Raw genomic sequence first — 20979 nt, forward strand, 5'->3', positions numbered from 1 at the left:
ATGGCGGGTGGTTTTCCCCCGAGCGCCGTTTGTGCCCGCGCCTATCGCACCATGATCCGCCGCATCACACCCTGGCCGAGCCTGCCGCCCTTCGGGGTCTGCACCTTTGCCCATGTGCCGGTCGAGCTGGGCGGGCCGGGCGGGGAGGGCGAGCTCGACACCAACTTGCCTGAATACGAGTGGCTGAATCGGACCCATGTGATCTGGTTCACCGGGCGCTCCTACGAGCCGCGCGACGAGCCGCGACAGTGGGATTGGTCGATCCGCTCCTGCGATCGCGAGAATCGGACCTGCAGTTACATCCAGCGGGTCTACGGATCCCACACGCCCTGGCCCGCGACATTCATCTCGGAAAGCGGTCAGGAGATCGCCTATCCAAGCGGCGGTGGCCTTTGGCACTTCTATTCCCGCAGCATCATGGTCGAATACGGCGACTACGAGGGCAACATGCGCCACTCGGAGTGGTTCTCCTACTAATCGTGGCTGTCCGGAAGCTTGAGTGCAACTGTCCGTACTACGACAAGTGTATGGTCGTAACTGCATGGATCCACAAACTGGCGGCGGCTCACGCTTCCATCATCCCAGCGGTAGTCGGTAAACACATGGGTTTCGTTCATTCCGTCGATGATAAACCCTTCCTGGAAGGGCCAGCCTGTCTTTTTCTTCGCCATGTACCCGCGCTACTCGTACCGTTCTTGCCGTTTTGACTTTTGAAATTGCGGCGGGATCAAAGCCTCAGGAAGCGGATTAACGCCTCGCGAAGAGCTCTTCGGGATCGACATTGAGCGCCTTGGCGATGCGTTCGAGAAGGTCGAGGGAGGCCGCAAATTTCGAGTTCTCGAGCCTGCCCATGTGACCGCGGCTTACGTTGGCCTGATGAGCAAGCGCTTCCTGGCTGAGGCCGCGGGCGCGTCTCAAGTCCTGTATGTTCAATGCTACACGGTCCCGCAAGTTCATGCCCGCGAAACGGGCACGATGCACGAAATATCGCCACGCGATATATGTTACATTCGGAGGTGAGGGAGCAGAAAAGTCGAAAATCGGTGCTTAGAGATAGAGGACCAATTTGCATGCAGTTCCGGGTACTTGGTGTTGCGGATGCTACTAGGGCGAGTGGTGGTTGCCGTCAATACACCATGACACGAAACAGCGTCAGATACGTATAATGAAGTTTATGTTAATTTCCAGGCCTCGCCATCTTGTACCACCCGCGACTCAGACAACAGCTTCTCCAGATGCGCCGCAACGTTTCGTTCTGCGGCCATTGCGATATGTGGGTCGGTTTTCTGGTAGACGGAAGCGGCGATATTCTGGACCGAATCCGGGGTGTTTGAGAGGTGGGCGAGGATCTCCGCCTCGCGACGCATGCGGTTGGAAAGCAACCGTTTGACGTAAGGTTGCGGATCCCGGAGTATAGGTCCGTGCCCCGGAAAGTAGATCCTATCGTCGCGCTCAATCAGCCGCTGTAGCTGCGCGCAGTAGTCGTGCATGTTTCCGTCAGGGGGGCTGACGATCGAACTGTTCCAACTCATAACGTGGTCGCCCGTGAAGAGCACTCCGTCAGGTCTCGCGAAACAAAGGTGGTCGCTCGCGTGACCAGGTGTGTGCAGGACGGTAAGACCGGCAATGACCTGTCCGTCCTCCAGAAACCGGTCAGGTCGAAATGCATCGTCAGGGAATGCCCGTGAGGCATAAACAGGTGCGTCTGTCCGTGCTCGCAGGGCTGGGACGACTCCAAAATGATCAGAATGGTGGTGTGTGAGCAGAATCCCGGATGGTTTGGCCCCCAAATTTTTGATGATTGCCTCGAAATGTGTACTGTCTTCTGCTGGGCCGGGGTCGATTATGAACCGACCATCAGGCGTATCAATGATGTAGCTATTTGTCCCGTGGTAGGTCATCTTTCCGGGATTGTTCGCGACGATCCTCAGAATTCCAGGGGCCAATTCGACTCCCTTCGCGCGGCAAGGCTCCGGCTCTGAGAAAAACATGCTGCTTCTTTTCATTGTGTGCGACCAGGTATTGATTGCGAACAATTTGGTTCGCACAGTTTTGCGCATTGCTCTCGCATGGCGCCGGAAACCTCAGGCTGGCGTCCGGTGCCTGTCAAATCCGGCATCGGACCATTTCAACTTATATTGGACCAAGACCGTATGAGACTGAAACAGTCTGATACAGTCTTGGGCTGGCAGTCACACAGCGCGGCGATTATGGTAAGCAGTATACAGAACTACAGCAATTGTCGCCTTCGTCAGATCCCCGAGAAGGAACGGGTAAAGACCGGCGTTCAGCAACTTTTCGCCATAGCCGACAAAGCCACCCAACCAGAACAGCCCTGCGCAATACATGAGTATCGAGCCCAAAAAGACCGCGACAGATGCTCTGAATGAAGGCCAAAGTCCTTGCAGTGCTTGAACAACCCAACCGGCAGCCGCCGCTGCAAGTGCGAAGCCTATCAGGTATCCGCCTGTGGGACCCGCAATATACGCCAGTCCGGCCGGAGCCGGAGGCGTGCCTGCGAAGACCGGCAGGCCAAGCAGACCTTCAAAAAGGTATGTCACAACAACAAGACTACTGCGCACCGGCCCCAGGAAAAGGCCCAGACCCAAGACAACCAGGGTCTGTGTAGACATAGGTACGGGGTAGAACGGCACCACGATTTTGGCGGATAGTGCCAAAAGAATTGTGCCGACGAGTATTATCGAGATTTCTCGGGTCAGTCTTGCGACTGATTGGCTTTGAGTGGTTTCCAGATTCATCTTTTTCGTCCTTGTTTCTGAAGATTGTTATTTTTTGGATAGTAAGCTCACATGCGCTTGGCGACTTCTTCCAACATGACTTCGCTCGCCCCGCCGCCGATGGCCTGCACACGGGCATCGCGTGACATGCGTTCCACCGGTGTTTCGCGCATATAACCCATGCCGCCGTGAAACTGGACGCAGTCATAAAGCACGCTGTTCACCAGTTCGCCGCAATAGGCTTTGACCATTGAGACCTCTTTCACGCAGTCACCGCCCGCGGCATCCAGACCGGCGGCGTGATAGACCAGCTGACGTCCTGCCGCGATCCGCGTCTGACAGTCGGCCAGCCGTTGGCGCACGGCCTGCTTGTCCCACAGAACGCCGCCAAAGGCCCTGCGCTGCTTGACGTAATCCACGGTCATGTCCAGCGCGGTTTGCGCTTCGGCACAGGCCATCGCACCCAGGACGATGCGTTCGTTCTGGAAGTTCTTCATCACCGAATAGAAGCCGCGGTTGACCTCGCCCAGAACGTTTTCGGCCGGGATGCGGACATCTTCGAAGATCAGTTCGGCAGTGTCCGAGCACAGCCAGCCGGTCTTGTTCAACGCCCGTCCGACCGAAAAGCCCGGCGTGCCTTTTTCGACCGCAAACATGGTGATCCCGCGCGACCCCTTGGCATCGGGATCGGTCTTGGCGCCGACAAAGTAGAGATCGCCATGCACGCCGTTGGTGATGAACATCTTGGTGCCGTTCAGCACCCAATCCGACCCGTCCCGCACCGCGCGGGTGCGCATGCCGGCCACGTCCGAGCCCGCGCCCGGCTCGGTCACGGCGACGGCGGTGATCATTTCGCCAGAGGTGATCGACGGCATCCACCGCGCCTTCTGTTCGGGCGTGCCGGCGTTTTCCAGATGCGGCGAGGCCATGTCGGTGTGGACCAGAACCGTGGCCGAGAATCCGCCGAAGGTGGATCGCCCGACCTCTTCGGCCAAAACCACGCTGGACATCACGTCCAGCCCCGCGCCGCCATACTGTTCGTCATAGCGCATCCCCAGAACGCCGAGATCACCCATCCGGCGCAGCACGTCGCGGGGCACCATGCCCTCCTCCTCCCAGGGCTCGGCCTTGGCGGTCACCTCGGTTTCGATGAACCGGCGCAGCTGGTCGCGGATCAAGTTGAGGTCTTCGTTGAACGGGCCGGAGGCCGCGGTGATGTTGTCTTGTCTGGTCATGTGTTTTCCTCTGGATCGAGTTTGATAAGTGGGGCGTGCCCGGCAACCGTGTCGCCCGGTGCACAATAGATTTCCGTCACTACGCCCGCGACCGGCGCGGGCAGGCTTTGCAACAGCTTCATGGCCTCAAGCACCACAAGCGTGTCACCGGCTTTAACGCGGTCGCCGCGTGCGACACGCACCTCGGCAACGGCGCCGGGCATGGGTGCGGACAACAGGTCAGCGACGCCAGACCCGCCGGTGGCACGTTGCAGATGCTGGTCTTCCAGCGTGCGCAGGTCTGTCGCGGTCATTCCGGCAGGGGTTTGCAGGTGCACCCGCCAGTGACCCGGCGCGCGCGAGACATAGGCGGTGCGCGAAAACGGAACCCCGTCGATGCGTCCGCTCAGACGGCATCCTGTTAAGGCGGCACTCTCGACCGCGATGGTCTGGCCGTCCAGTTGTACGGCTGTCAACACCGACCCGGAGCCGTTTACGCGGATCGGGTCGTCTTTGGTCGTCTCCCAATAGGATGCTGCACCGGGCCACCCCGCAGGGGCCGTGAGCCGCCATGACCCCAGGCTTTCCCAGGGCGACGCGCCCGCCGGGGCGAGATGCAGATGCAGCGCCATCGCGGCAAGGGCCATGTCCCGGGGATCAGCGGACGGTTCAGTCCAGCCGCCTGGAAACATCTCGGGCAGGCCTGAGGTATGGTGCCGGAACGCCTCAAAATCCGGGTGTGTCAGCAACGCGCGCTGATAGGCCAGGTTCAGACCGACGCCACCGACTGCAAAGGCATCCATTGCGACAACCGCCCGGCGGATCGCACCGGCCCGATCCGGCGCGTGGACGATCAGCTTGGCAATCATCGAATCGTAATGGTGGCTGACGACCGAGCCTGCCTCGACCCCGGTATCGAGCCGCACGCCGGCGGGCGGAGCCCAAAGGCTGATCTCGCCCGTTTCGGGGCGGAAATTCTCGGCCGGGTTTTCGGCGGCGATGCGGATTTCAATGGCGTGCCCGTCAAACTGCACATCGCCTTGCGTCAGCGCCAGCGGCTCGCCCCGCGCGATGCGCAACTGCCATTCGACCAGATCGATGCCGGTGATCGCCTCGGTCACGGGGTGTTCCACCTGCAACCGGGTATTCATTTCCAGAAAGTAGTATTCACCGCGCCCGGGGTCATAGAGGTATTCCACCGTCCCGGCGGAGCGATAGCCGATCGCCTGCGCCAACCGCACCGCTGCCGCACGCATGCGGTCGCGCACAGCCTCGGGAAGATCGGCGGCGGGGGCTTCTTCGATCAGCTTTTGGTGGTTGCGTTGCAGCGAACAATCGCGGTCGCCCAGATGCAGCACGGTGCCGTGAGTGTCGCCCAGAACCTGCACTTCGACGTGGCGGGCACGGGGTGCATAGCGTTCGAGGAACACCGCCGGATCGTCGAAGGCGCTCTGCGCTTCGGCCCGGGCAGATGCAATCGCTTCGGGTGCGTCGCCCGGATCGGAGACCAGCCGCATCCCGCGTCCGCCGCCGCCGGCGCTGGCCTTGACCAGAAAGGGGGTGCCTAGCGCCTCGGCCTCTTGCAGCAGGCGCGCGTCGGACTGATCCTCGCCTCGATAGCCGGGCAGGACGGGCACGCCTGCGGCTTCGGCGGCAGCCTTGGCCTCGATCTTGGAGCCCATCCGCGCGATAGCGTCGGGTTCCGGCCCGATGAACACAAGGCCCGCCGCCTCGACCGCCGCCGCGAAACCGGCATTCTCAGACAGAAAACCATAGCCCGGGTGCACCGCACACGCGCCCGTCGCCCGCGCGGCCTCAAGGATGGCCTCGACGTTCAAATAACTGTCCGACGGGGCGGCCCCACCGATGCAGACGGCATGATCGGCCTCGGCCACGAAGGGCGCGTCGCGGTCCGCGTCCGAAAACACCGCTACGTTTTCCAGCCCCAGTTTGCGGCACCCGCGCTGGATGCGCCGGGCAATCTCGCCCCGGTTGGCGATCAGAACGCGGGTGAAGCTCATTTCACCCGCCATGACGGAACGCCCTTGTTGATGAAACTGTTGATGCCTTCGATACCTTCCTCAGTCTCCCACGCATCGGCCAGCCGGTCGGCGGTGTAGATCATGTTGGTCTCCAGATCGTGGGACGCGACATAGGCGATCAGCGCCTTGGTATCGGCCACGGCACCCGGCGCGGCCTGAAGGTGATCATGCACCACCCGGTTCACCGTGGCGTCCAGGTCGCCCGGCGCGACAACCTCGGTCAACAGACCGATCCGCTCGGCGCGGGCCGTGTCGAACAACGCCCCCGACAGCATGGTTTCACGCGAATGCACCTTGCCGATGCGGGCCACCACATAAGGCGATATATTCGCGGGCAGAAGGCCCAGTTTTACCTCGGTCAGACCGAAGCGCGCGCCTTCGGCGCCGATGGTGTAGTCGCAGACGGAGATCATGCCGACACCGCCACCGTAAGCCGGGCCGTTGATCCTCCCGATCAAGGGTTTGGGCAGCGTGTCAAGACGGCGCAACAGCCGCGCCAGCGTGGCGCTTTGTGCGACCCTTTCACTACGGGTTTTCTCGACATTAGAGGCGAACCAGTTGAAATCGCCGCCCGCGCAGAAGCTCTTGCCCGCGCCGGTCAGGACCACAATACGCACATCGTCATCTGCAGCCAGCTTTTCGGCGGCATCGTATAGCTCTGCGATCAATTCGCCATTCAGCGCATTGTGTTTGTCGGGGCGGTTGAGCGTCAGCGTGGCGACGCCACGCGCATCGGTTTCGATAAGGATCGTGTTGTAGGTATTGGTCAACTTGAAGCCTCACATTCTGAATACAGGCGTATGGCGACCGGCTTCGGGCACCGATGTCACGATGGCCAGACACAGGCCAAGGATATCGCGGGTTTGCGCGGGTTCGATCAGCCCGTCATCCCAAAGCCGCGAGGTGGCATAATAGGGATCGGACTGTTCACCGTACTGGGCCCGAACCTGCTCCTCGATCAGCTTCATGTCGGCCTCCATCTTGCCCGGGTCGCCCCCTTTCTGGCGGCGCAGTTCCAGCATCACATTTGTGGCGATGTCGGCAGACATGGTGGCCAGTTCCGCCGTGGGCCAGGCAAAGAGAAAATTCGGGGCGAAACCACGTCCGCACATGCCGTAGTTGCCTGCCCCGTATGAGCCGCCCAAGAGGACCGACAGGCGCGGCACCTTGGCAACCGACATGGCATAGACCAGCTTGGCGCTGTCTTTGGCAATGCCGCCGCGCTCGGCTTCGGTGCCGACCATGAAGCCCGAGATGTTGTGGAGGAACAAAAGCGGGATGTTGCGTTGATCGCACATCGACACGAATTGCGCGCCCTTGAGCGAACTGTCGGACACAAGCGCCCCATTATTTGCGAGAATGCCCACTCGATAGCCGTGAATCCGCGCGGTGCCGCAGACCAGCGTCTCACCCCATCCGGGCTTGAATTCGCGGAATTCGCCGGCGTCGATCATGCGCAGCAGAACCTCGCGCATGTCATAGGGCTGTTTGCGATCGGCGCTGATGACGCCAAGCAGTTCCTCTGGGTTGCGCGCCGGCGGCGCGCAGGTTGCATCGGGACCCATCGGGCGCGACAGGCCCAGTTCGGATACGATGTCGCGCATCAGAGCAAGCGCATGATACTCGTCCTCGGCCAGATGGTCAGACACACCGGAGACGCGCGAATGCATCTCGGCCCCCCCCAATGTTTCTCCATCAACCTCTTCGTTGATCGCCACCTTGACGATCGAGGGGCCGCCCAGATGGATGCGTGCGTTGCCGCGTACCATGATGACTTCGTCCGACAGGGCCGGGATATAGGCCCCACCGGCCGTGCAGCCTCCAAAGACCGCCGAGATCTGCGGCAGGCCGCTCGCGGACATGTTGGTTTGACGATAAAAGGAATTGCCGAAATGGCGGGCATCGGGGAAAACCCGGTCCTGCTCTGGCAGATAGGCACCGCCGCAATCCACCAGATAGAGGCAGGGCAGCCGGTTCTCGGCTGCGATTTCCTGGGCGCGGATGTGTTTCTGCACGGTTTCGTGATAGAAAGACCCACCCTTCACTGTCGCATCGTTGGCGATCACAACGCAGGGCAGCCCGTGGACGATCCCGATACCGGTCACGATCCCCGCACCGGGCACCTCGCCCCCGTATTGACCGTAGGCGGCAAGCGACGACAGCTCAAGAAACGCAGTGCCCGGATCCACCAGCAGGTCGATCCGTTCGCGGACCAACAGCTTGCCGCGCTTGCGATGCCGCGCGACCATATCGGGGCGGCCGCCAGCCGTTGCTTCGGCGATCCGCGCACGCAGCGTTTCGACGCGCTCGCTTTGTGCGGCGTGGTTGCGGGTGTAGGTCTCTGATGCGGTCAGCACCGCTGTTTCAAGACGTGCCATGAAGTCAGGTATCCTGTCTTTGGAGTATCCCGTTGAGGAACACATCGGCATAGGTGCGTGACAACGCATCGGCGCTACCGCGGTCCGGGTCGAACCAATCGAGCGTGGCGTTCAATGTACCGATCAGCATCAGGCGCAGGCGACGGATATCGACGTCTTGCTTCAGCGTGCCATCTTTCTTAAGCTGGGACAGAAGACTGTCCCACTCTGCCTCATAGGCCCTGCGCGTGGGCAAGTTGGCATCCCGGACGGATTGCGGCACCTGCCCGAAAATACGCACATTCGCCGATGTATAATCGCTCACATCAATAAGCGCGCGCAGATGCGCCCGGATCGCGGCGCGCAGTACCGTTTCGCCGTCGGCATCGGCCCGCAGGTCGGTGACGGCGTCTCTCATGCTCTCGTGAACGACTCGAATCCCTGCATCAAGAACGGCCGCGACGATCTCGTCCTTGGAACCGAAATGATAATATATGCTACCCGCCTTGATCCCGGCGGCCTCGGCAATTTTTCGGAGCGAAACGGACCCGTAGCCTTGTTCGCGGAAAAGCCGCGCGGCAATGTCCAGCACCCCATCCCGTCCAACCGCGCTGCGCGATGTCTCGTTGATTTTGATTGCCGTGTTTTGTGCCATATACTTTCGTATCGCCCCAACGCCTAACTAACGCCTGTTAGGTTAATAACGCAAATGAGTAAATCGTCGTGATCGTGCCAGACTAGAGTTTGCGGAAAATTCCGCATTGGCGACCGCCAAGAGGCCGCCCAGACATTAATGTGCTTGCCCGGACCCCGTCATCGGGTCCGGGCAAATGCCTTAGATCACGAAACCGCCACCGCAGATGACGTGCTGGCCTGAAATGAAGTTCGATTCCGGCGCACAGAACAGATAGACGGCACCGGCAGCTTCTTCCGGAGTGCCGACCCGGCCCAGCGGGATCATGCGCTCCATCTGGGACAGGAGATCGGGATTCACGCCGACCTTGATCTCTTTTTCTTCGACCTTGATCGTGCTGTCGCCATCCGCGCTGCCTTCGGTCAAGCGGGTGCGAATCGGGCCGAAGGCGACGGCGTTGACGTTGACCTTATAGCGGCCCCATTCCTTGGCCATCGTCCGGGTGACCCCTAGGATACCGGCCTTTGCGGCGGAATAGTTGATCTGGCCAGCATTGCCGCCGGTCCCTGCGATGGACGAGATGTTGACCACCTTGCGGAACACCTCTTGCCCGGCGGCGGCCTCTTCCTTGGCCTTGGCGCTGATCACCGGCTGGGCAGCGCGCAGGATCTTGAAAGGTGCCGTCAGGTGGACGTCGATGATCGCCTGCCACTGTTCGTCGGACATCTTCTGAACGACGCTATCCCAAGTGTAGCCTGCGTTGTTCACGATGATGTCTAACCCGCCAAAGCTGTCCACGCCGGTCTTGATGAACCGTTCGGCAAAACCGTCTTCGGTGACGCTGCCGGCACAGACCACGGCCTCAGCTCCCATTGCGCGCACCGCCTCGGCGGTTTCATTGGCCGGATCCGCATCCAGATCGTTGATCACCAGCCGGGCCCCTTCCGAGGCCAGTTTGAGAGCGATTTCGCGGCCAATGCCCCGGCCCGAGCCCGAGACCAGCGCCACGCGCCCGTCGAGTTTTCCAGTCATATTGATTCCTCCCGAAAGGCGCTATCAGGCTTTTTCATAAAGCGTGGTGACGCAGGCCCCGCCGAGGCCCAGATTGTGCTGAAGCGCCAGACGTGCGCCATCAACCTGGCGCGCATCTGCCTGGCCGCGAAGCTGCTGAACGAGCTCGGTACATTGCGCTAGGCCGGTCGCCCCAAGCGGATGGCCTTTGGACAAAAGACCGCCCGACGGGTTGGTCACGTATTTTCCGCCGTAGGTGTTGTCGCCATCATCAACGAATTTCGCCGCTTCGCCGCGACCGCAAAGGCCAAGCGCCTCATAGGTGATAAGCTCGTTGTGGGCGAAACAGTCGTGCAGTTCGACCACATCCACGTCCTCGGGCCCGATGCCCGCGTCCTCGTAAACCTGATCGGCGGCGCGCTTGGCCATCGAAAAGCCGACCACTTCGCGCATGTCATGGGCTTCGAAAGTTTCCGGTCCGTCTGTTGTCATGGCCTGCGCCGCGATCCGAACGGAACTGTCCAATCCGTGCTTGTCGGCGAATTCCTTGGAACAAATGATCGCCGCCGCCGCGCCACAGGTTGGCGGACAGGCCATGAGCTTGGTCATGACGCCGGGCCAGACGACCTGGGCGGCCATGACATCTTCCGCCGTCACCTCCTGCCGGAACAGGGCAACCGGATTCTTCGCAGCATGTCGGCTGGCCTTGGCGCGGATCTTGGCGAAGGTCTCGACGGGTGTGCCGAACTCGTCCATATGCGCCTTGCCCGCACCGCCAAAGTACCGCAGTGCCAGCGGGATTTCGGAACGGCCAACCAGATCGTCGGTTTCACTGTCGAATGCCGCAAACGGGCTGACCCGGTCATGGAACATCGCACCGATTGCGCCGGGCTGCATCTGTTCGAACCCAAGTGCCAGAGCACATTCGACCGCGCCGCTTTCAACTGCCTGCCTGGCCAGGAACAGGGCGGACGATCCGGTCGAGCAGTTGTTGTTCACATTCAGAACCGGGATGCCTGTCATTCCGACATGGTACAGGGCGCGCTGACCGCAGGTGCTGTCGCCATAGACATAGCCAACATAGGCCTGTTGGACTTTATCATAATCCAACCCCGCGTCTGCCAGAGCGGACCGGGTCGCAGCGGTCGCCATCACATCGTAGCTTTCGGATTTTCCCGGCTTCTGGAACGGGACCATCCCAACGCCTGCAACATAGGCTTTGTCTGTCATTTCTCTCTCTCCCAAGTTCGGTCAGGCCACCCTAATCGGTCCGCCAGCCTATTTTCTACCATTTGTTAGATTTTAAATCCCAACCTTGGGAAGTGTCAATATCGCCAAGCTGTGACGTAGGGAGCTTGCGCTATTTTCTAACTTGTGTTTGTTTTCGGGCCACACGCCCTGATCGGCGGCACAATTGAGGGATTCTGGTCCCGGCGCAACCGCTGACAAGCGTTTAGCACTCAGCTTACGAAAGGTGGTCGGAATGGCATACTGTTATGAGTTCAAGGGTTTTATACCCGTCGTGCCCGAGGATACATATGTCCACCCCCAGGCCGTTCTGATCGGAAATGTCATCTTGGGTCATGGATGCTACATCGGCCCCGGAGCAAGCTTGCGGGGCGATTTCGGCAGGATCGTGATCGGGGATGGAGCCAATGTTCAGGACAATTGCATCATCCATTCCTTTCCCGGCCGCGACGCCGTGGTGGAAAGCGACGGCCACATCGGCCATGGCGCGATCCTGCACGGTTGCACAGTGGGCCGGAACGCTCTGGTCGGAATGAATTCCGTCATTATGGATGGTGTAGAGCTTGGGGCGGAATCGATTGTCGGCGCGCAGGCGTTTGTGCGTGGCGAAACCGTGATTCCGCCGCGTTCGATGGTGGTGGGATCGCCGGCAAAGGTGATCCGCGAGGTCAGCGAGAAAGAAATCGCGTGGAAAACGCGCGGCACCGCGGAATACCAGCAACTTGCGCGCGACTGTCTGGCCGGATTGACGCCGGTCGAGCCGCTGAAGGCGGTCGAGGCAAACCGGCCCGGCATGGCGGCCTCTGACGTCGTCTCCATTCAGGAGGCGCGGCGGACATCGTCCTGACCGGTCCGGGAACCGGACCGGTCAGGACTACTTCAGATTCCGAAAGCACCAGATGGAAGCGCCTTGACGCGGAACGGCACTCCCCGACCCGGTGTGCCGTCCCTCAAGCCTTTACAGACGGAAGATCCCGTAGTGCGGATCGTCGATCGGTGCATTGAGCGAGGCAGAAATCGACATGCCAAGCGCGTTGCGTGTGTCCGCCGGATCGAGGATGCCGTCGTCCCACAATTCCGAGGTCGAGGTATAAGCCTCGACATCGCGCTTGTATTTTTCCAGCACCGGTTCGCGGATCGCGGCGATTTCTTCTTCGGTCAGCTCTTTGCCTTCGCGCTGAAGCTGCCGAATCTTGACGTCCGCCATGGTATTTGCGGCCTGATCCGCCCCCATCACGCCGATCTCGGCCTGGGGCCACATGAACAGCGTGCGCGCGTCCCAGGCCCGTCCGCACATCCCGTAGTTGCCGGCCCCGTAAGACGCATTGGCGATCACGGTAAACTTCGGCACGACCGAGCCGCCCTGCGCCATCAGCATCTTGGCGCCATCCTTGGCGATGCCTCGTTCTTCGTATTCGCGGCCCACCATATAGCCGGTGATGTTCTGGAAAAAGACCAGAGGCGTGCGGTTCTGGTTGCACAACTGCATGAAATGCGCTGCCTTGAGCGAACTGTCGTTGAACAGCACCCCGTTGTTGGCAAGGATGCCGACCTTGTAACCCCAGATATGGGCAAAGCCGCAAACCATCGTGGTGCCATAGTCGGGCTGGTATTCGTGAAAGCGCGAGCCATCGACGATCCGCGCCAGAACCTCGCGCATATCAAACTGGGTTTTCCGGTCCTTGGGGATGATCCCATAAAGCTCCTTGGGGTCGTAGTATGGCTCTTCAAAAGCGGCGGTTTCGATGATCGTTTTCGGGGTGCGCATCCATTGGCTGACAATCTCGCGCGCCAGTGAAAAGGCGTGTTGTTCGGTCGCGGCGCGATAGTCGCCGGTGCCCGATACCGAGGTGTGCATGACCGCGCCGCCAAGCTCCTGAACACCGACCTCTTCGCCGGTAGCCGCCTTGACCAGCGGGGGACCGCCAAGGAAAATCGCGCCTGTGCCTTCGATGATGATGTTGTAGTCGCTCAGCGTCGGCACATAGGCACCGCCAGCCGTGCAGTGTCCGCCGACCACGGCAATCTGCGGGATATTGGCCTGGCTCAGCTTGACCTGGTTGCGGAACACCCGCCCGCCCAGATACCGGTCGGGAAACACCCCGTGCTGCAGCGGCAGGAAACCGCCCGCGCTGTCGCAGATATGGATGACCGGCAGACGGTTTTCCAGCGCGACATCCAGAAGACGCACGACCTTTTTCACGGTATGCGGATACCAGGCACCGCCCTTGACGCTGGCATCATTGGCATGAATGGCGACCTCGCGGCCTTGCACGATGCCGATCCCCGTAACCACGCCTGCGCCGGGCACCACCCCGTCATATTCACGACAGGCCGCCAGGGTTGAAAATTCCAAAAACGGAGTGCCGGGGTCCAGCAGCAGTTTCAACCGCTCGCGCACGCCCAGTTTGTTCTGGCGGGCGAGGCGGTCGATATCGCGTTGCGGACGTTCGAAACGCGCCGCGTGCTGGCGAGCGTGGAATTCCTTCAGCCGTTCAGACATGGCGGCGAAATTTGCCTTGTAGTCGGCGGCATTGGTGTCGATCTGACTTTCAATTCTGCGCATGGTCACTCCTCCTCCGGAGCCAATTGGGCCAGGATGTCTTTCAGACCAAAACTGTCGCCTTCGGCGAATGGCATTTCGGCAACGACCCCGTCGCGCGGCGCCGTCAGTGTGGTTTCCAACTTCATGCTTTCGATCACCAGAAGTGGCTGGCCTTCTTCAACCGCATCGCCGGGTTTAACCGCAACTGACACCACGACACCCGGCATGGGCGCCACCAATCGGTCGTCGCTCGCGCCACCGTCGCTTCCGGCCAGGCGTTCGGCGGGATCAACCCGCCCGACTTCGTAGGTTCGCCCGTCCATGTGCACAAAAGTTGCTTCCGGCCCCACGGCCAGTCGCAATTCGCGCACAACACCCTTGGCCCGCAGCTTGTAACCGCCCGGCAGACCCGTCGGATCCAATTGGCAGGCAACAGCGCCAGTGGGGGTGTTGAGCACGAACCGGCTGCCATCATGACCCAGCCAGCAATCAGTCTCTTCTCCGTCGATCTGAAAAATCCGTTGCATCAGTTTCTCCACCCACCCATCTTGCGGTACATTTCCGGTATCTGCATTACGTCACTCACCAGGCGCTCGTCCGATAGGGCCGCCGCCGCTATCAGCAAGTCAGAGACATCTTCGCCCGGCGCGGTTAGCGTTTCGGATTGTTCAGCCAGGAAGCCAGTTGAAACGTCACCAGAGGCGAAATCCGGATGTGCAAGGATTGCATCCAGGTAACCGGTGTTGGTCGTTACCCCGAGAATCACATAGCTTTGCACCGCGCTCCGGGCACGGGCGATGGCCTGCGCGCGATCCGGGCCATGCACGATCAGCTTGGACAACATCGGGTCGAAGTCGGTCGTTACCTTGCCGCCATCCAGAATGCCGCTGTCTACGCGGATCCCCTCGCCCTGGGGTTCGTCCAGCAGCAGGATATTGCCGATCGCGGGGCGAAAATCGGCGGTCGCATCCTCGGCACAGATGCGCAGTTCGATCGAGTGTCCGGTTTGGGGAATATCCGCCTGCACGGCGCTCAGCCCGTCGCCCGCCGCGACACGCAGCTGCTCGGCAACCAGATCAAAGCCGGTTACCATCTCGGTCACCGGATGTTCGACCTGAAGGCGGGTGTTCATTTCCAGGAAATAAAAGGCCCCATCCTGTGCATAGATGAATTCGACAGTCCCTGCCCCGCGGTATTTGACGGCGCGGGCAATTCCGGCAGCGGTCTCGCAGATCTCATCCCGTTGCTCGGGGGTCAGCGCCGGTGACGGCGTTTCCTCGATAATCTTCTGGAACCGGCGCTGGATCGAACATTCACGTTCCCAGAAATGGACCACGTTGCCCTGTCCGTCGCCCATCACCTGCACCTCGATATGGCGCGGGCGTTCGATATAGCGTTCGACGAAAAGCCGCCCGTCGCCGAAATATCGTTCGCCTTCGCGGCGCGCGGTTTCGATTTCGGTCTCCAGCGTGCTGTCCTCGCGTACGACGCGCATGCCCTTGCCGCCACCGCCGGCCGAGGGCTTGATGAGCAGCGGATAGCCAACGGCGCGGGCGCGTTCGACAAAGCTCGCCGGATCATCATCCTCGATGGCCGAGGGGGCGACGGGAAACCCGCGTTCCTCGACGAAGGCGCGGGCGCGGACCTTGTCCCCCATCAGGTCGATGACCTCGGACGTCGGGCCGACAAAGGTCACTCCGGCTTTTTCCAGCGCCGCGACAAAACCGGCATTCTCTGACAGAAAGCCATAGCCGGGATGAACCGCGTCCGCGCCGATCCCTTTGGCGGCTTCGACGATCTGAGGAATATCGAGATAGGCGGCCACGGGCGTCGGGCCGTCGATCATCACGACCTCATCTGCGATCAGATGCGCCGGCCCCTCTTGCTCGGCGACATGACGCAACACGGCAGTCGCAAGCCCGCGGGCCTTAGCGGTGCGCAACACGCGCGCCGCGATCTCGCCCCGATTGGCGACCAGGAGTTTCGAAATGGTCATGGTGTCGTCCTCTTAGTTCCGGGCCGCGGCATTCAGTCCGTCACGTGCGGCCAGATCGGCTGGCACGGGAATTTCGATATCAAGCAGCATCTGCGCGAACCCTTTGCCCTGCGGGTCTATGCGGACCGAGGCGATGCCGCCACCGCCAAGCGATTCATGCAACAGGAAATTCAGCGAATGGCTTCCAGGCAAGTCGAACCGTTCTACCCTGCCGTCGCAGACATGGGCGAAATAGTCCTTCACCACCTCTTCGCTGAGAGCCGAGCGGATATATGGTAGGTAGTCCGGCTTGCGCGCGAGGATGCCGATATTGGCGATGTCCCCCTTGTCGCCCGAGCGGCCCCAGGCCAAATCGACGAGGCGGACCTTGACAACGTCCGGACCGGGCTCGCGGCTATCTGCGGGCGGTGCGGCAGGCGGATCAAGGTGGACTGGCGTAGTGGCCACGCTCACGGGCACATCCTTGCCGTCGACCTCGACCGCGACGGGGGTTTCGGCCTTGCTCTGAAGGAAGGAAAATAGACGGACCACCGGCTGCACCTTTGGCCGTCCGGCGAAGAACCCGGTCAGACCCTGCGCGGTCGAAATCGCCATCGGTGCGATTTCGCCGGCAAAGATGTTCAGCGCGGCGCGATCGTCATGGACCGCGCCGATCTTGAGCACCACCTCGCGGGTCCGGGCGCGCGCATTTGCGCCGTAGGCCGCCTCGGCCCCCAGCACCTCGACGCTGACCTGCCGGAAATCTCCCATGTTGCGGTCGCGGAAAATCCGGCGACAGCGGGTCAGGATCGCCTCGGCCACACGTTCGGCCTTGGCGGGTGCGTCAATCGCGGCCAGTGTCAGGGTAGAGACCGCGCGCCAGCCATCGGCATGGGTCGCCGACACCTTGTAGCTGTCGGTGCGCCCAAGCCCCCTGCCGCCCTTGACCAGCACCCGGTCGGGTCCGACCTGTTCCAGGGTGACCCCGGACCAGTCGCAGATCACGTCGGGCAACAGGTAGGCGCGCGGGTCCCCGATTTCATAGAGCATCTGCTCTCCGACTGACCCGGGCACGACCAGCCCGCCGGTGTCAGGCGTCTTGGTCATGATGAAACTGCCGTCTTCGGACACCTCGACGATGGGCATGCCCATATTGTCCCAACCCGGCACGTCCTGCCAGTCGGTGAAGTTGCCGCCGGTTCCCTGGGGGCCGCATTCGATCAGGTGGCCGGCCAGCGATCCCTGGCTGAGCTTGTCCCAGTCATCGTCGCCCCAACCGTATTCATGCATCAGGGGACCAAGCGCGACCGCGCTGTCGGCGCAGCGTCCGGTGATCACGATGTCGGCCCCGGCATCCAGCGCGGCAGCGATGGGGCGGGCACCCAGATAGGCATTCATGCTCCAGATATCATCTGGAAATGCGACACCCGAGAACATTTCCGTCTGACCGTTTTTGCGAATTTCATCGGCCCTGGGCAACAGGTCATCGCCTAGCACGACTCCGACGGACAGATCGATCCCGGCCTGGGCGGCGGCTTTGGCAAGCGCATCGCTGCAGCCACGCGGGTTCACGCCCCCTGCATTGGCAACGACCTTGATCCCTTTTGCCTTGATATCCGACAACCAGGGTGCCAGCGCCTTGACGAAGTCCGGCGCATAGCCCGACTCGGGCGCTTTGGCGCGGGCCCGCGCCATCAGCGACATTGTCACCTCTGCCAGATAGTCAAACACCAGATAGTCGATCTCGCCCTTTGAGACCAGTTGACCGATCGCTTCCGGCGTATCGCCCCAGAAACCCGACGCGCATCCGATGCGCAGCTTTCGTTCCGACATATTCCTCTCCTCCCCGTTTGATCAGCGGCCCGTCCATTCGGGTTTGCGCTTCTCAATAAAGGCATCAAAGCCTTCGCGCGCGTCTTCGGTCTGCGCCACACGCGGTAACAGTGTTTCTGCAAACCGCATCTGCTGCGGATAGGTCATGTCCTCCATCGCGTGACAGGCGTATTTTCCCAGCCGGATCGCGCTCGGCGACTGCGCGGCGATCTGGGCAACCAGTTCTGCAACCTTGTCGTCCAGCCCCGCGGCATCGGTCACATAGTTGACCAGATTGAACTGCAGGGCTTCCTCGGCCGTCAGAGGAACGCCGGTGATGAACATCTCCATCAGCCTCCGCCGGGGCAGCACGCGCATCATGGGTGGCACGATCGTCATGGGAAACAGACCCACCTTCACTTCCGGCGTTCCGATGCGAGCATGATCCGCCATCACAGCCAGATCGCAGGCACAGATGATGCCCGCTCCTGCCCCCATAGCGACGCCATTGATGCGCGCGATCGTTGGCTTTCGGCACGCCTGTATCGTCTCGAACAACCTTCCGGCAAAATGATCCGGGTCCGCCGGATCCTGAACAAACGGGCCGCCATCCGCCCCCGCCTTGATGTCGCCCCCGGCACAGAAGGCGCGCTCGCCCTCGCCGGTCAGAACGATCACGCGGCAATCGCTGTCCCTCTCGGCAGCACATATGGCGGCCATGATCCCGTCTGCGACCTCACGGTTGAGGGCATTTCGATTGTCAGGACGTCGAATCGTGATACGCACTTCTTTGCCGAGCGCCTGCGATTGAACAACGCTCTCAGTCATTTCCGAAGCTCCCCCCCCTCTGTATTGCAGGACACCGCGCTTTCTTACGTCAGGTCGTCAAAAGCTTGGCTTGATCTATTTTCTAACATATGTTTGATTTTGGTCAACACGGCGGACGACATTTTTCGGGAGGATGATATGACCACTCAAAGTGAGGCCATCTCGGCTGATCTGGAAGCCATCAGGGCGAACTATTCTTTGACTGATGAGCAACGGCAGATCGTCGATCACGTGGATCGGGTGTCGCGCGAGGTGCTACACCCACTGCAAGCGCGTATGGATGACGAGGAATGGTGGCCCGATGATCTGTTCAAGCAGATGGGCGAGCTGGGCCTGCTGGGGATTACCGCACCCGAAGAGCTTGGCGGATCGGGACAGAACGAGTTCACCCAGGCGCTGGTGTCCGAGGTGATTTCGAAGTGGAATCCGGCTGTGGGCCTCTCACACGGGGCGCATGACAACCTGTGCCTGAATAACCTGCTGCGCAATGGATCCGAAGAGCATGTGAAGAAATACGTGCCGGGCCTTTGCTCGGGCGAGCTGGTTGGTGCTTTGGGCCTGACCGAACCGGGTGCGGGATCCGATGCGCTCGGATCCATGGCCACAACTGCCCGCCGCGACGGTGATGATTATGTCATCAACGGCTCGAAGATTTACATCACCAACGGCCCCATTGCCGATGTGATCCTGCTTTATGCCAAAACCGACAAGTCGAAGGGCGCCAAGGGCATTTCTGCTTTCATCATCGAGACGGACAATCCCGGTTTCAAGGTGGCGCAAAAGCTTGACAAGATGGGCTTTCGCGGCTCGCCAACCGGAGAACTGGTGTTTGAGGATTGCCGCGTACCCGCATCCGCCATGGTTGGACCGGAAAACACCGGCGTTTCGGTGGTAATGAGCGGGTTGGATCTGGAGCGTGCTATGGTTGCCTCAGTCTGCGTTGGCATGGCCGAACGCGCCCTGGAACTAGGGCTGGAATACGCCAAGATTCGCGAACAATTCGGCAAACCGATTGCAAGTTTCCAGATGATGCAGTCGAAACTGGCCGAGATCTACACCGAGGTCGAAACCGCGCGCGCATTCGGTTATCGGGCACTGGCCGCCTGTACGGGCCTACCAAAAGGGGCCGGGGGCCGTGGCGAAATCCACAAACTGACCGCGGCGGCCTGTCTTTACGCAGGCGAGGCATTCAACAAGGCGGTGACCGAAGCCTGTCATATTCATGGTGGCTCTGGCTACATGCAGGACACCGAGATCAACCGGCTGTTCCGCGCCAACAAATTGTTGGAGATCGGCGCGGGAACAAGCGAAGTCCGCAAGATCATCATTGCCGAAGAACTTTTGCGCGCCTGAGGGGGACGAGACAATGAACAAGCAACTGCGCAACGACACCGCTCTGCCAACACATTTCATGACGGACGAACAGCAGGCCCTGGCCGATCAGGCCGGCAAGTTCTTCATGTCCGAATTCCACCATCTGAATGCGGAAATGGACGATACTGATGACCTGCCGTCTTCGGTTTTCCCCAAGCTGGGCGAAATGGGCTACCTGGGACTGAACGTGCCGACGGAATTCGGCGGTGCCGGGCTCGATTTTACCTCGGCCTGTATCATCACCGAGGAAATGTCGCGCGCCTCGGCGGCCATCGGACTGACCCATGTGGCGCACGACAACCTCTGCGTCAATAATATCTATCGCAACGCCAATGACGAGTTGCGCCGAAAATACCTGCCAGGTCTGTGCGACGGCACGCTGGTGGGTGCCCTGGGTCTGACCGAACCCGGCGCGGGGTCTGATGCGCTTGGCTCGATGCGGACCACGGCCAAAAAGGATGGCGACGACTACATCCTGAACGGCGCCAAGATCTACATCACCAATGGGCCGATTGCCGATCTGGTGCTGGTCTATGCCAAGACATCGCCCGAAAAAGGGGCCAAGGGCATTTCCGCCTTTATCGTGGAAACCGACACGCCCGGTTTCAAGGTGGCGCAGAAGCTGAACAAGATGGGATTCCGGGGCTCGCCGACGGGCGAACTGGTATTCGAAGATTGCCGTGTTCCGGCCAGAAACATGGTCGGCAAGCTGGATGGCGGGGTTGCCGTTACCATGTCCGGACTTGATCTGGAACGTGCCATCGTCTGTTTCAACGCTCTGGGCATTGCGCAGCGGGCGCTGGATATTTCCATCGATTACGCCAAGACACGCCAGCAATTCGGCAAACCGATCGCCAGTTTTCAGATGGTTCAGGCGATGCTGGCCGACATGTATACGCAGATCGAGGCCGCGCGGAGCCTGTCCTTGCGCACCGCTGCCATGTGTGAAGGCCTCGAAGAGGGCGAAGGCGGGCGCGGCGAAATACACAAGCTCACCGCTGCGGCGATCTACAAGGCCGCTGAGGCGACATCCTTCGTGCTGGACAAAGCTGTCCAGATTCACGGCGGCTCGGGTTACATGCGTGATACAGAAGTGAACCGGCTATACCGGACCGGTCGCGTGCTTGAGGTCGGCGCAGGCACCCAGGAGGTTCGCAAACTCATCATCTCTGGCGAATTGCTGAAGAACTAGGGGCGGAAC

General features: G+C 60.8%; 20 protein-coding genes. 4 read left to right on the plus strand and 16 right to left on the minus strand.

The window, feature by feature from the left end:
• A partial coding sequence (locus tag SM763_RS17875; RefSeq protein ID WP_368999364.1) for a hypothetical protein occupies positions 1-477 on the plus strand: 477 nt, incomplete at its 5' end.
• On the opposite strand, the gene SM763_RS17880 is transcribed toward SM763_RS17875, so the two are convergent.
• The 11 genes from SM763_RS17880 to SM763_RS17930 form a co-directional block, all read right to left on the minus strand.
• Positions 474-671 carry a hypothetical protein gene (locus tag SM763_RS17880; RefSeq protein ID WP_368999365.1) on the minus strand — a complete coding sequence of 66 codons (198 nt, stop codon included), beginning with the start codon at positions 669-671 and terminating at the stop codon, positions 474-476. The two genes, SM763_RS17875 and SM763_RS17880, sit on opposite strands and share 4 nt — an antisense overlap.
• Positions 672-747: 76 nt before the next feature.
• Positions 748-918, minus strand: a complete 171-nt coding sequence (locus tag SM763_RS17885; protein WP_240504174.1) for a helix-turn-helix transcriptional regulator — start codon at positions 916-918, stop codon at positions 748-750.
• 254 nt (positions 919-1172) lie between these two features.
• Positions 1173-1991 (minus strand): MBL fold metallo-hydrolase, encoded by an 819-nt coding sequence (locus tag SM763_RS17890; protein ID WP_136340210.1) that lies wholly within the window; start codon positions 1989-1991, stop codon positions 1173-1175.
• Between the two features lie 201 nt (positions 1992-2192).
• The gene (locus tag SM763_RS17895) at positions 2193-2759 is read right to left on the minus strand and encodes a biotin transporter BioY (protein WP_136340106.1); all 567 of its coding nucleotides are present in this window, start codon (positions 2757-2759) and stop codon (positions 2193-2195) included.
• 47 nt (positions 2760-2806) lie between these two features.
• Positions 2807-3973, minus strand: a complete 1167-nt coding sequence (locus tag SM763_RS17900; protein WP_152467144.1) for an acyl-CoA dehydrogenase family protein — start codon at positions 3971-3973, stop codon at positions 2807-2809.
• Entirely contained in the window at positions 3970-5985 is a 2016-nt protein-coding gene (locus tag SM763_RS17905) for an ATP-binding protein (RefSeq protein ID WP_276155040.1), read from the minus strand. The genes SM763_RS17900 and SM763_RS17905 overlap by 4 nt, the downstream gene beginning before the upstream one ends.
• Positions 5970-6764, minus strand: a complete 795-nt coding sequence (locus SM763_RS17910) for a crotonase/enoyl-CoA hydratase family protein (RefSeq protein WP_028288551.1) — start codon at positions 6762-6764, stop codon at positions 5970-5972. The genes SM763_RS17905 and SM763_RS17910 overlap by 16 nt, the downstream gene beginning before the upstream one ends.
• A 9-nt stretch (positions 6765-6773) precedes the next feature.
• Complete coding sequence (locus SM763_RS17915; RefSeq protein ID WP_043753606.1) at positions 6774-8372, minus strand: acyl-CoA carboxylase subunit beta; 1599 nt, start codon at positions 8370-8372, stop codon at positions 6774-6776.
• A gap of 4 nt (positions 8373-8376) precedes the next feature.
• Positions 8377-9006 carry a TetR/AcrR family transcriptional regulator gene (locus SM763_RS17920; RefSeq protein WP_197918523.1) on the minus strand — a complete coding sequence of 210 codons (630 nt, stop codon included), beginning with the start codon at positions 9004-9006 and terminating at the stop codon, positions 8377-8379.
• Between the two features lie 180 nt (positions 9007-9186).
• Entirely contained in the window at positions 9187-10017 is an 831-nt protein-coding gene (locus SM763_RS17925) for an SDR family NAD(P)-dependent oxidoreductase (RefSeq protein WP_027264429.1), read from the minus strand.
• Between the two features lie 24 nt (positions 10018-10041).
• Positions 10042-11226, minus strand: coding sequence for a lipid-transfer protein (locus tag SM763_RS17930; protein WP_152467141.1), 1185 nt, complete (start codon positions 11224-11226; stop codon positions 10042-10044).
• Between the two features lie 253 nt (positions 11227-11479).
• Here SM763_RS17930 and SM763_RS17935 point away from each other — a divergent pair, with 253 nt between their 5' ends.
• On the plus strand, positions 11480-12091 hold the full coding sequence (locus SM763_RS17935) for an acyltransferase (protein ID WP_043753615.1): 612 nt from the start codon (positions 11480-11482) through the stop codon (positions 12089-12091).
• A 111-nt stretch (positions 12092-12202) separates the two neighbouring features.
• Here the strand turns inward: SM763_RS17935 and SM763_RS17940 are convergent, their stop codons facing one another.
• Genes SM763_RS17940 through SM763_RS17960 form a run of 5 tightly spaced genes read right to left on the minus strand, consistent with a single transcriptional unit; the run spans position 12203 to position 18404 of the window.
• Entirely contained in the window at positions 12203-13810 is a 1608-nt protein-coding gene (locus tag SM763_RS17940; protein ID WP_043753618.1) for an acyl-CoA carboxylase subunit beta, read from the minus strand.
• 2 nt (positions 13811-13812) lie between these two features.
• On the minus strand, positions 13813-14316 hold the full coding sequence (locus SM763_RS17945; protein WP_232237131.1) for an acyl-CoA carboxylase biotin carboxyl carrier protein subunit: 504 nt from the start codon (positions 14314-14316) through the stop codon (positions 13813-13815).
• On the minus strand, positions 14316-15785 hold the full coding sequence (locus tag SM763_RS17950) for an acetyl-CoA carboxylase biotin carboxylase subunit (protein ID WP_136340206.1): 1470 nt from the start codon (positions 15783-15785) through the stop codon (positions 14316-14318). Before SM763_RS17950 ends, SM763_RS17945 begins: the two co-directional genes overlap by 1 nt.
• A gap of 12 nt (positions 15786-15797) precedes the next feature.
• Positions 15798-17597, minus strand: a complete 1800-nt coding sequence (locus tag SM763_RS17955; RefSeq protein WP_152467139.1) for an acyclic terpene utilization AtuA family protein — start codon at positions 17595-17597, stop codon at positions 15798-15800.
• 21 nt (positions 17598-17618) lie between these two features.
• Complete coding sequence (locus SM763_RS17960; protein WP_043753629.1) at positions 17619-18404, minus strand: enoyl-CoA hydratase-related protein; 786 nt, start codon at positions 18402-18404, stop codon at positions 17619-17621.
• Positions 18405-18542: 138 nt separating this feature from the next.
• On the opposite strand from SM763_RS17960, the gene SM763_RS17965 reads away from it, so the two are divergent.
• Both SM763_RS17965 and SM763_RS17970 read left to right on the plus strand, forming a co-directional pair.
• Positions 18543-19757, plus strand: a complete 1215-nt coding sequence (locus SM763_RS17965; RefSeq protein ID WP_152467198.1) for an acyl-CoA dehydrogenase family protein — start codon at positions 18543-18545, stop codon at positions 19755-19757.
• Between the two features lie 13 nt (positions 19758-19770).
• Positions 19771-20970 (plus strand): acyl-CoA dehydrogenase family protein, encoded by a 1200-nt coding sequence (locus SM763_RS17970; RefSeq protein WP_152467138.1) that lies wholly within the window; start codon positions 19771-19773, stop codon positions 20968-20970.
• Positions 20971-20979 lie beyond the last annotated feature (9 nt).

The organism is Pseudophaeobacter sp. C1-32P7, assembly GCF_041008775.1.
Classification (GTDB): domain Bacteria; phylum Pseudomonadota; class Alphaproteobacteria; order Rhodobacterales; family Rhodobacteraceae; genus Phycobacter; species Phycobacter gallaeciensis_A.

Coding starts and splice junctions, on each gene's coding strand:
- SM763_RS17930 (WP_152467141.1), bottom strand. CDS start 11,226: ATGACAGACAAAGCCTATGTTGCAGGCGTTGGGATGGTCCCGTTCCAG.
- SM763_RS17955 (WP_152467139.1), bottom strand. CDS start 17,597: ATGTCGGAACGAAAGCTGCGCATCGGATGCGCGTCGGGTTTCTGGGGC.
- SM763_RS17935 (WP_043753615.1), top strand. CDS start 11,480: ATGGCATACTGTTATGAGTTCAAGGGTTTTATACCCGTCGTGCCCGAG.
- SM763_RS17920 (WP_197918523.1), bottom strand. CDS start 9,006: ATGGCACAAAACACGGCAATCAAAATCAACGAGACATCGCGCAGCGCG.
- SM763_RS17895 (WP_136340106.1), bottom strand. CDS start 2,759: ATGAATCTGGAAACCACTCAAAGCCAATCAGTCGCAAGACTGACCCGA.
- SM763_RS17880 (WP_368999365.1), bottom strand. CDS start 671: ATGGCGAAGAAAAAGACAGGCTGGCCCTTCCAGGAAGGGTTTATCATC.
- SM763_RS17950 (WP_136340206.1), bottom strand. CDS start 15,785: ATGACCATTTCGAAACTCCTGGTCGCCAATCGGGGCGAGATCGCGGCG.
- SM763_RS17905 (WP_276155040.1), bottom strand. CDS start 5,985: ATGGCGGGTGAAATGAGCTTCACCCGCGTTCTGATCGCCAACCGGGGC.
- SM763_RS17925 (WP_027264429.1), bottom strand. CDS start 10,017: ATGACTGGAAAACTCGACGGGCGCGTGGCGCTGGTCTCGGGCTCGGGC.
- SM763_RS17915 (WP_043753606.1), bottom strand. CDS start 8,372: ATGGCACGTCTTGAAACAGCGGTGCTGACCGCATCAGAGACCTACACC.
- SM763_RS17890 (WP_136340210.1), bottom strand. CDS start 1,991: ATGTTTTTCTCAGAGCCGGAGCCTTGCCGCGCGAAGGGAGTCGAATTG.
- SM763_RS17970 (WP_152467138.1), top strand. CDS start 19,771: ATGAACAAGCAACTGCGCAACGACACCGCTCTGCCAACACATTTCATG.
- SM763_RS17960 (WP_043753629.1), bottom strand. CDS start 18,404: ATGACTGAGAGCGTTGTTCAATCGCAGGCGCTCGGCAAAGAAGTGCGT.
- SM763_RS17945 (WP_232237131.1), bottom strand. CDS start 14,316: ATGCAACGGATTTTTCAGATCGACGGAGAAGAGACTGATTGCTGGCTG.
- SM763_RS17965 (WP_152467198.1), top strand. CDS start 18,543: ATGACCACTCAAAGTGAGGCCATCTCGGCTGATCTGGAAGCCATCAGG.
- SM763_RS17940 (WP_043753618.1), bottom strand. CDS start 13,810: ATGCGCAGAATTGAAAGTCAGATCGACACCAATGCCGCCGACTACAAG.
- SM763_RS17900 (WP_152467144.1), bottom strand. CDS start 3,973: ATGACCAGACAAGACAACATCACCGCGGCCTCCGGCCCGTTCAACGAA.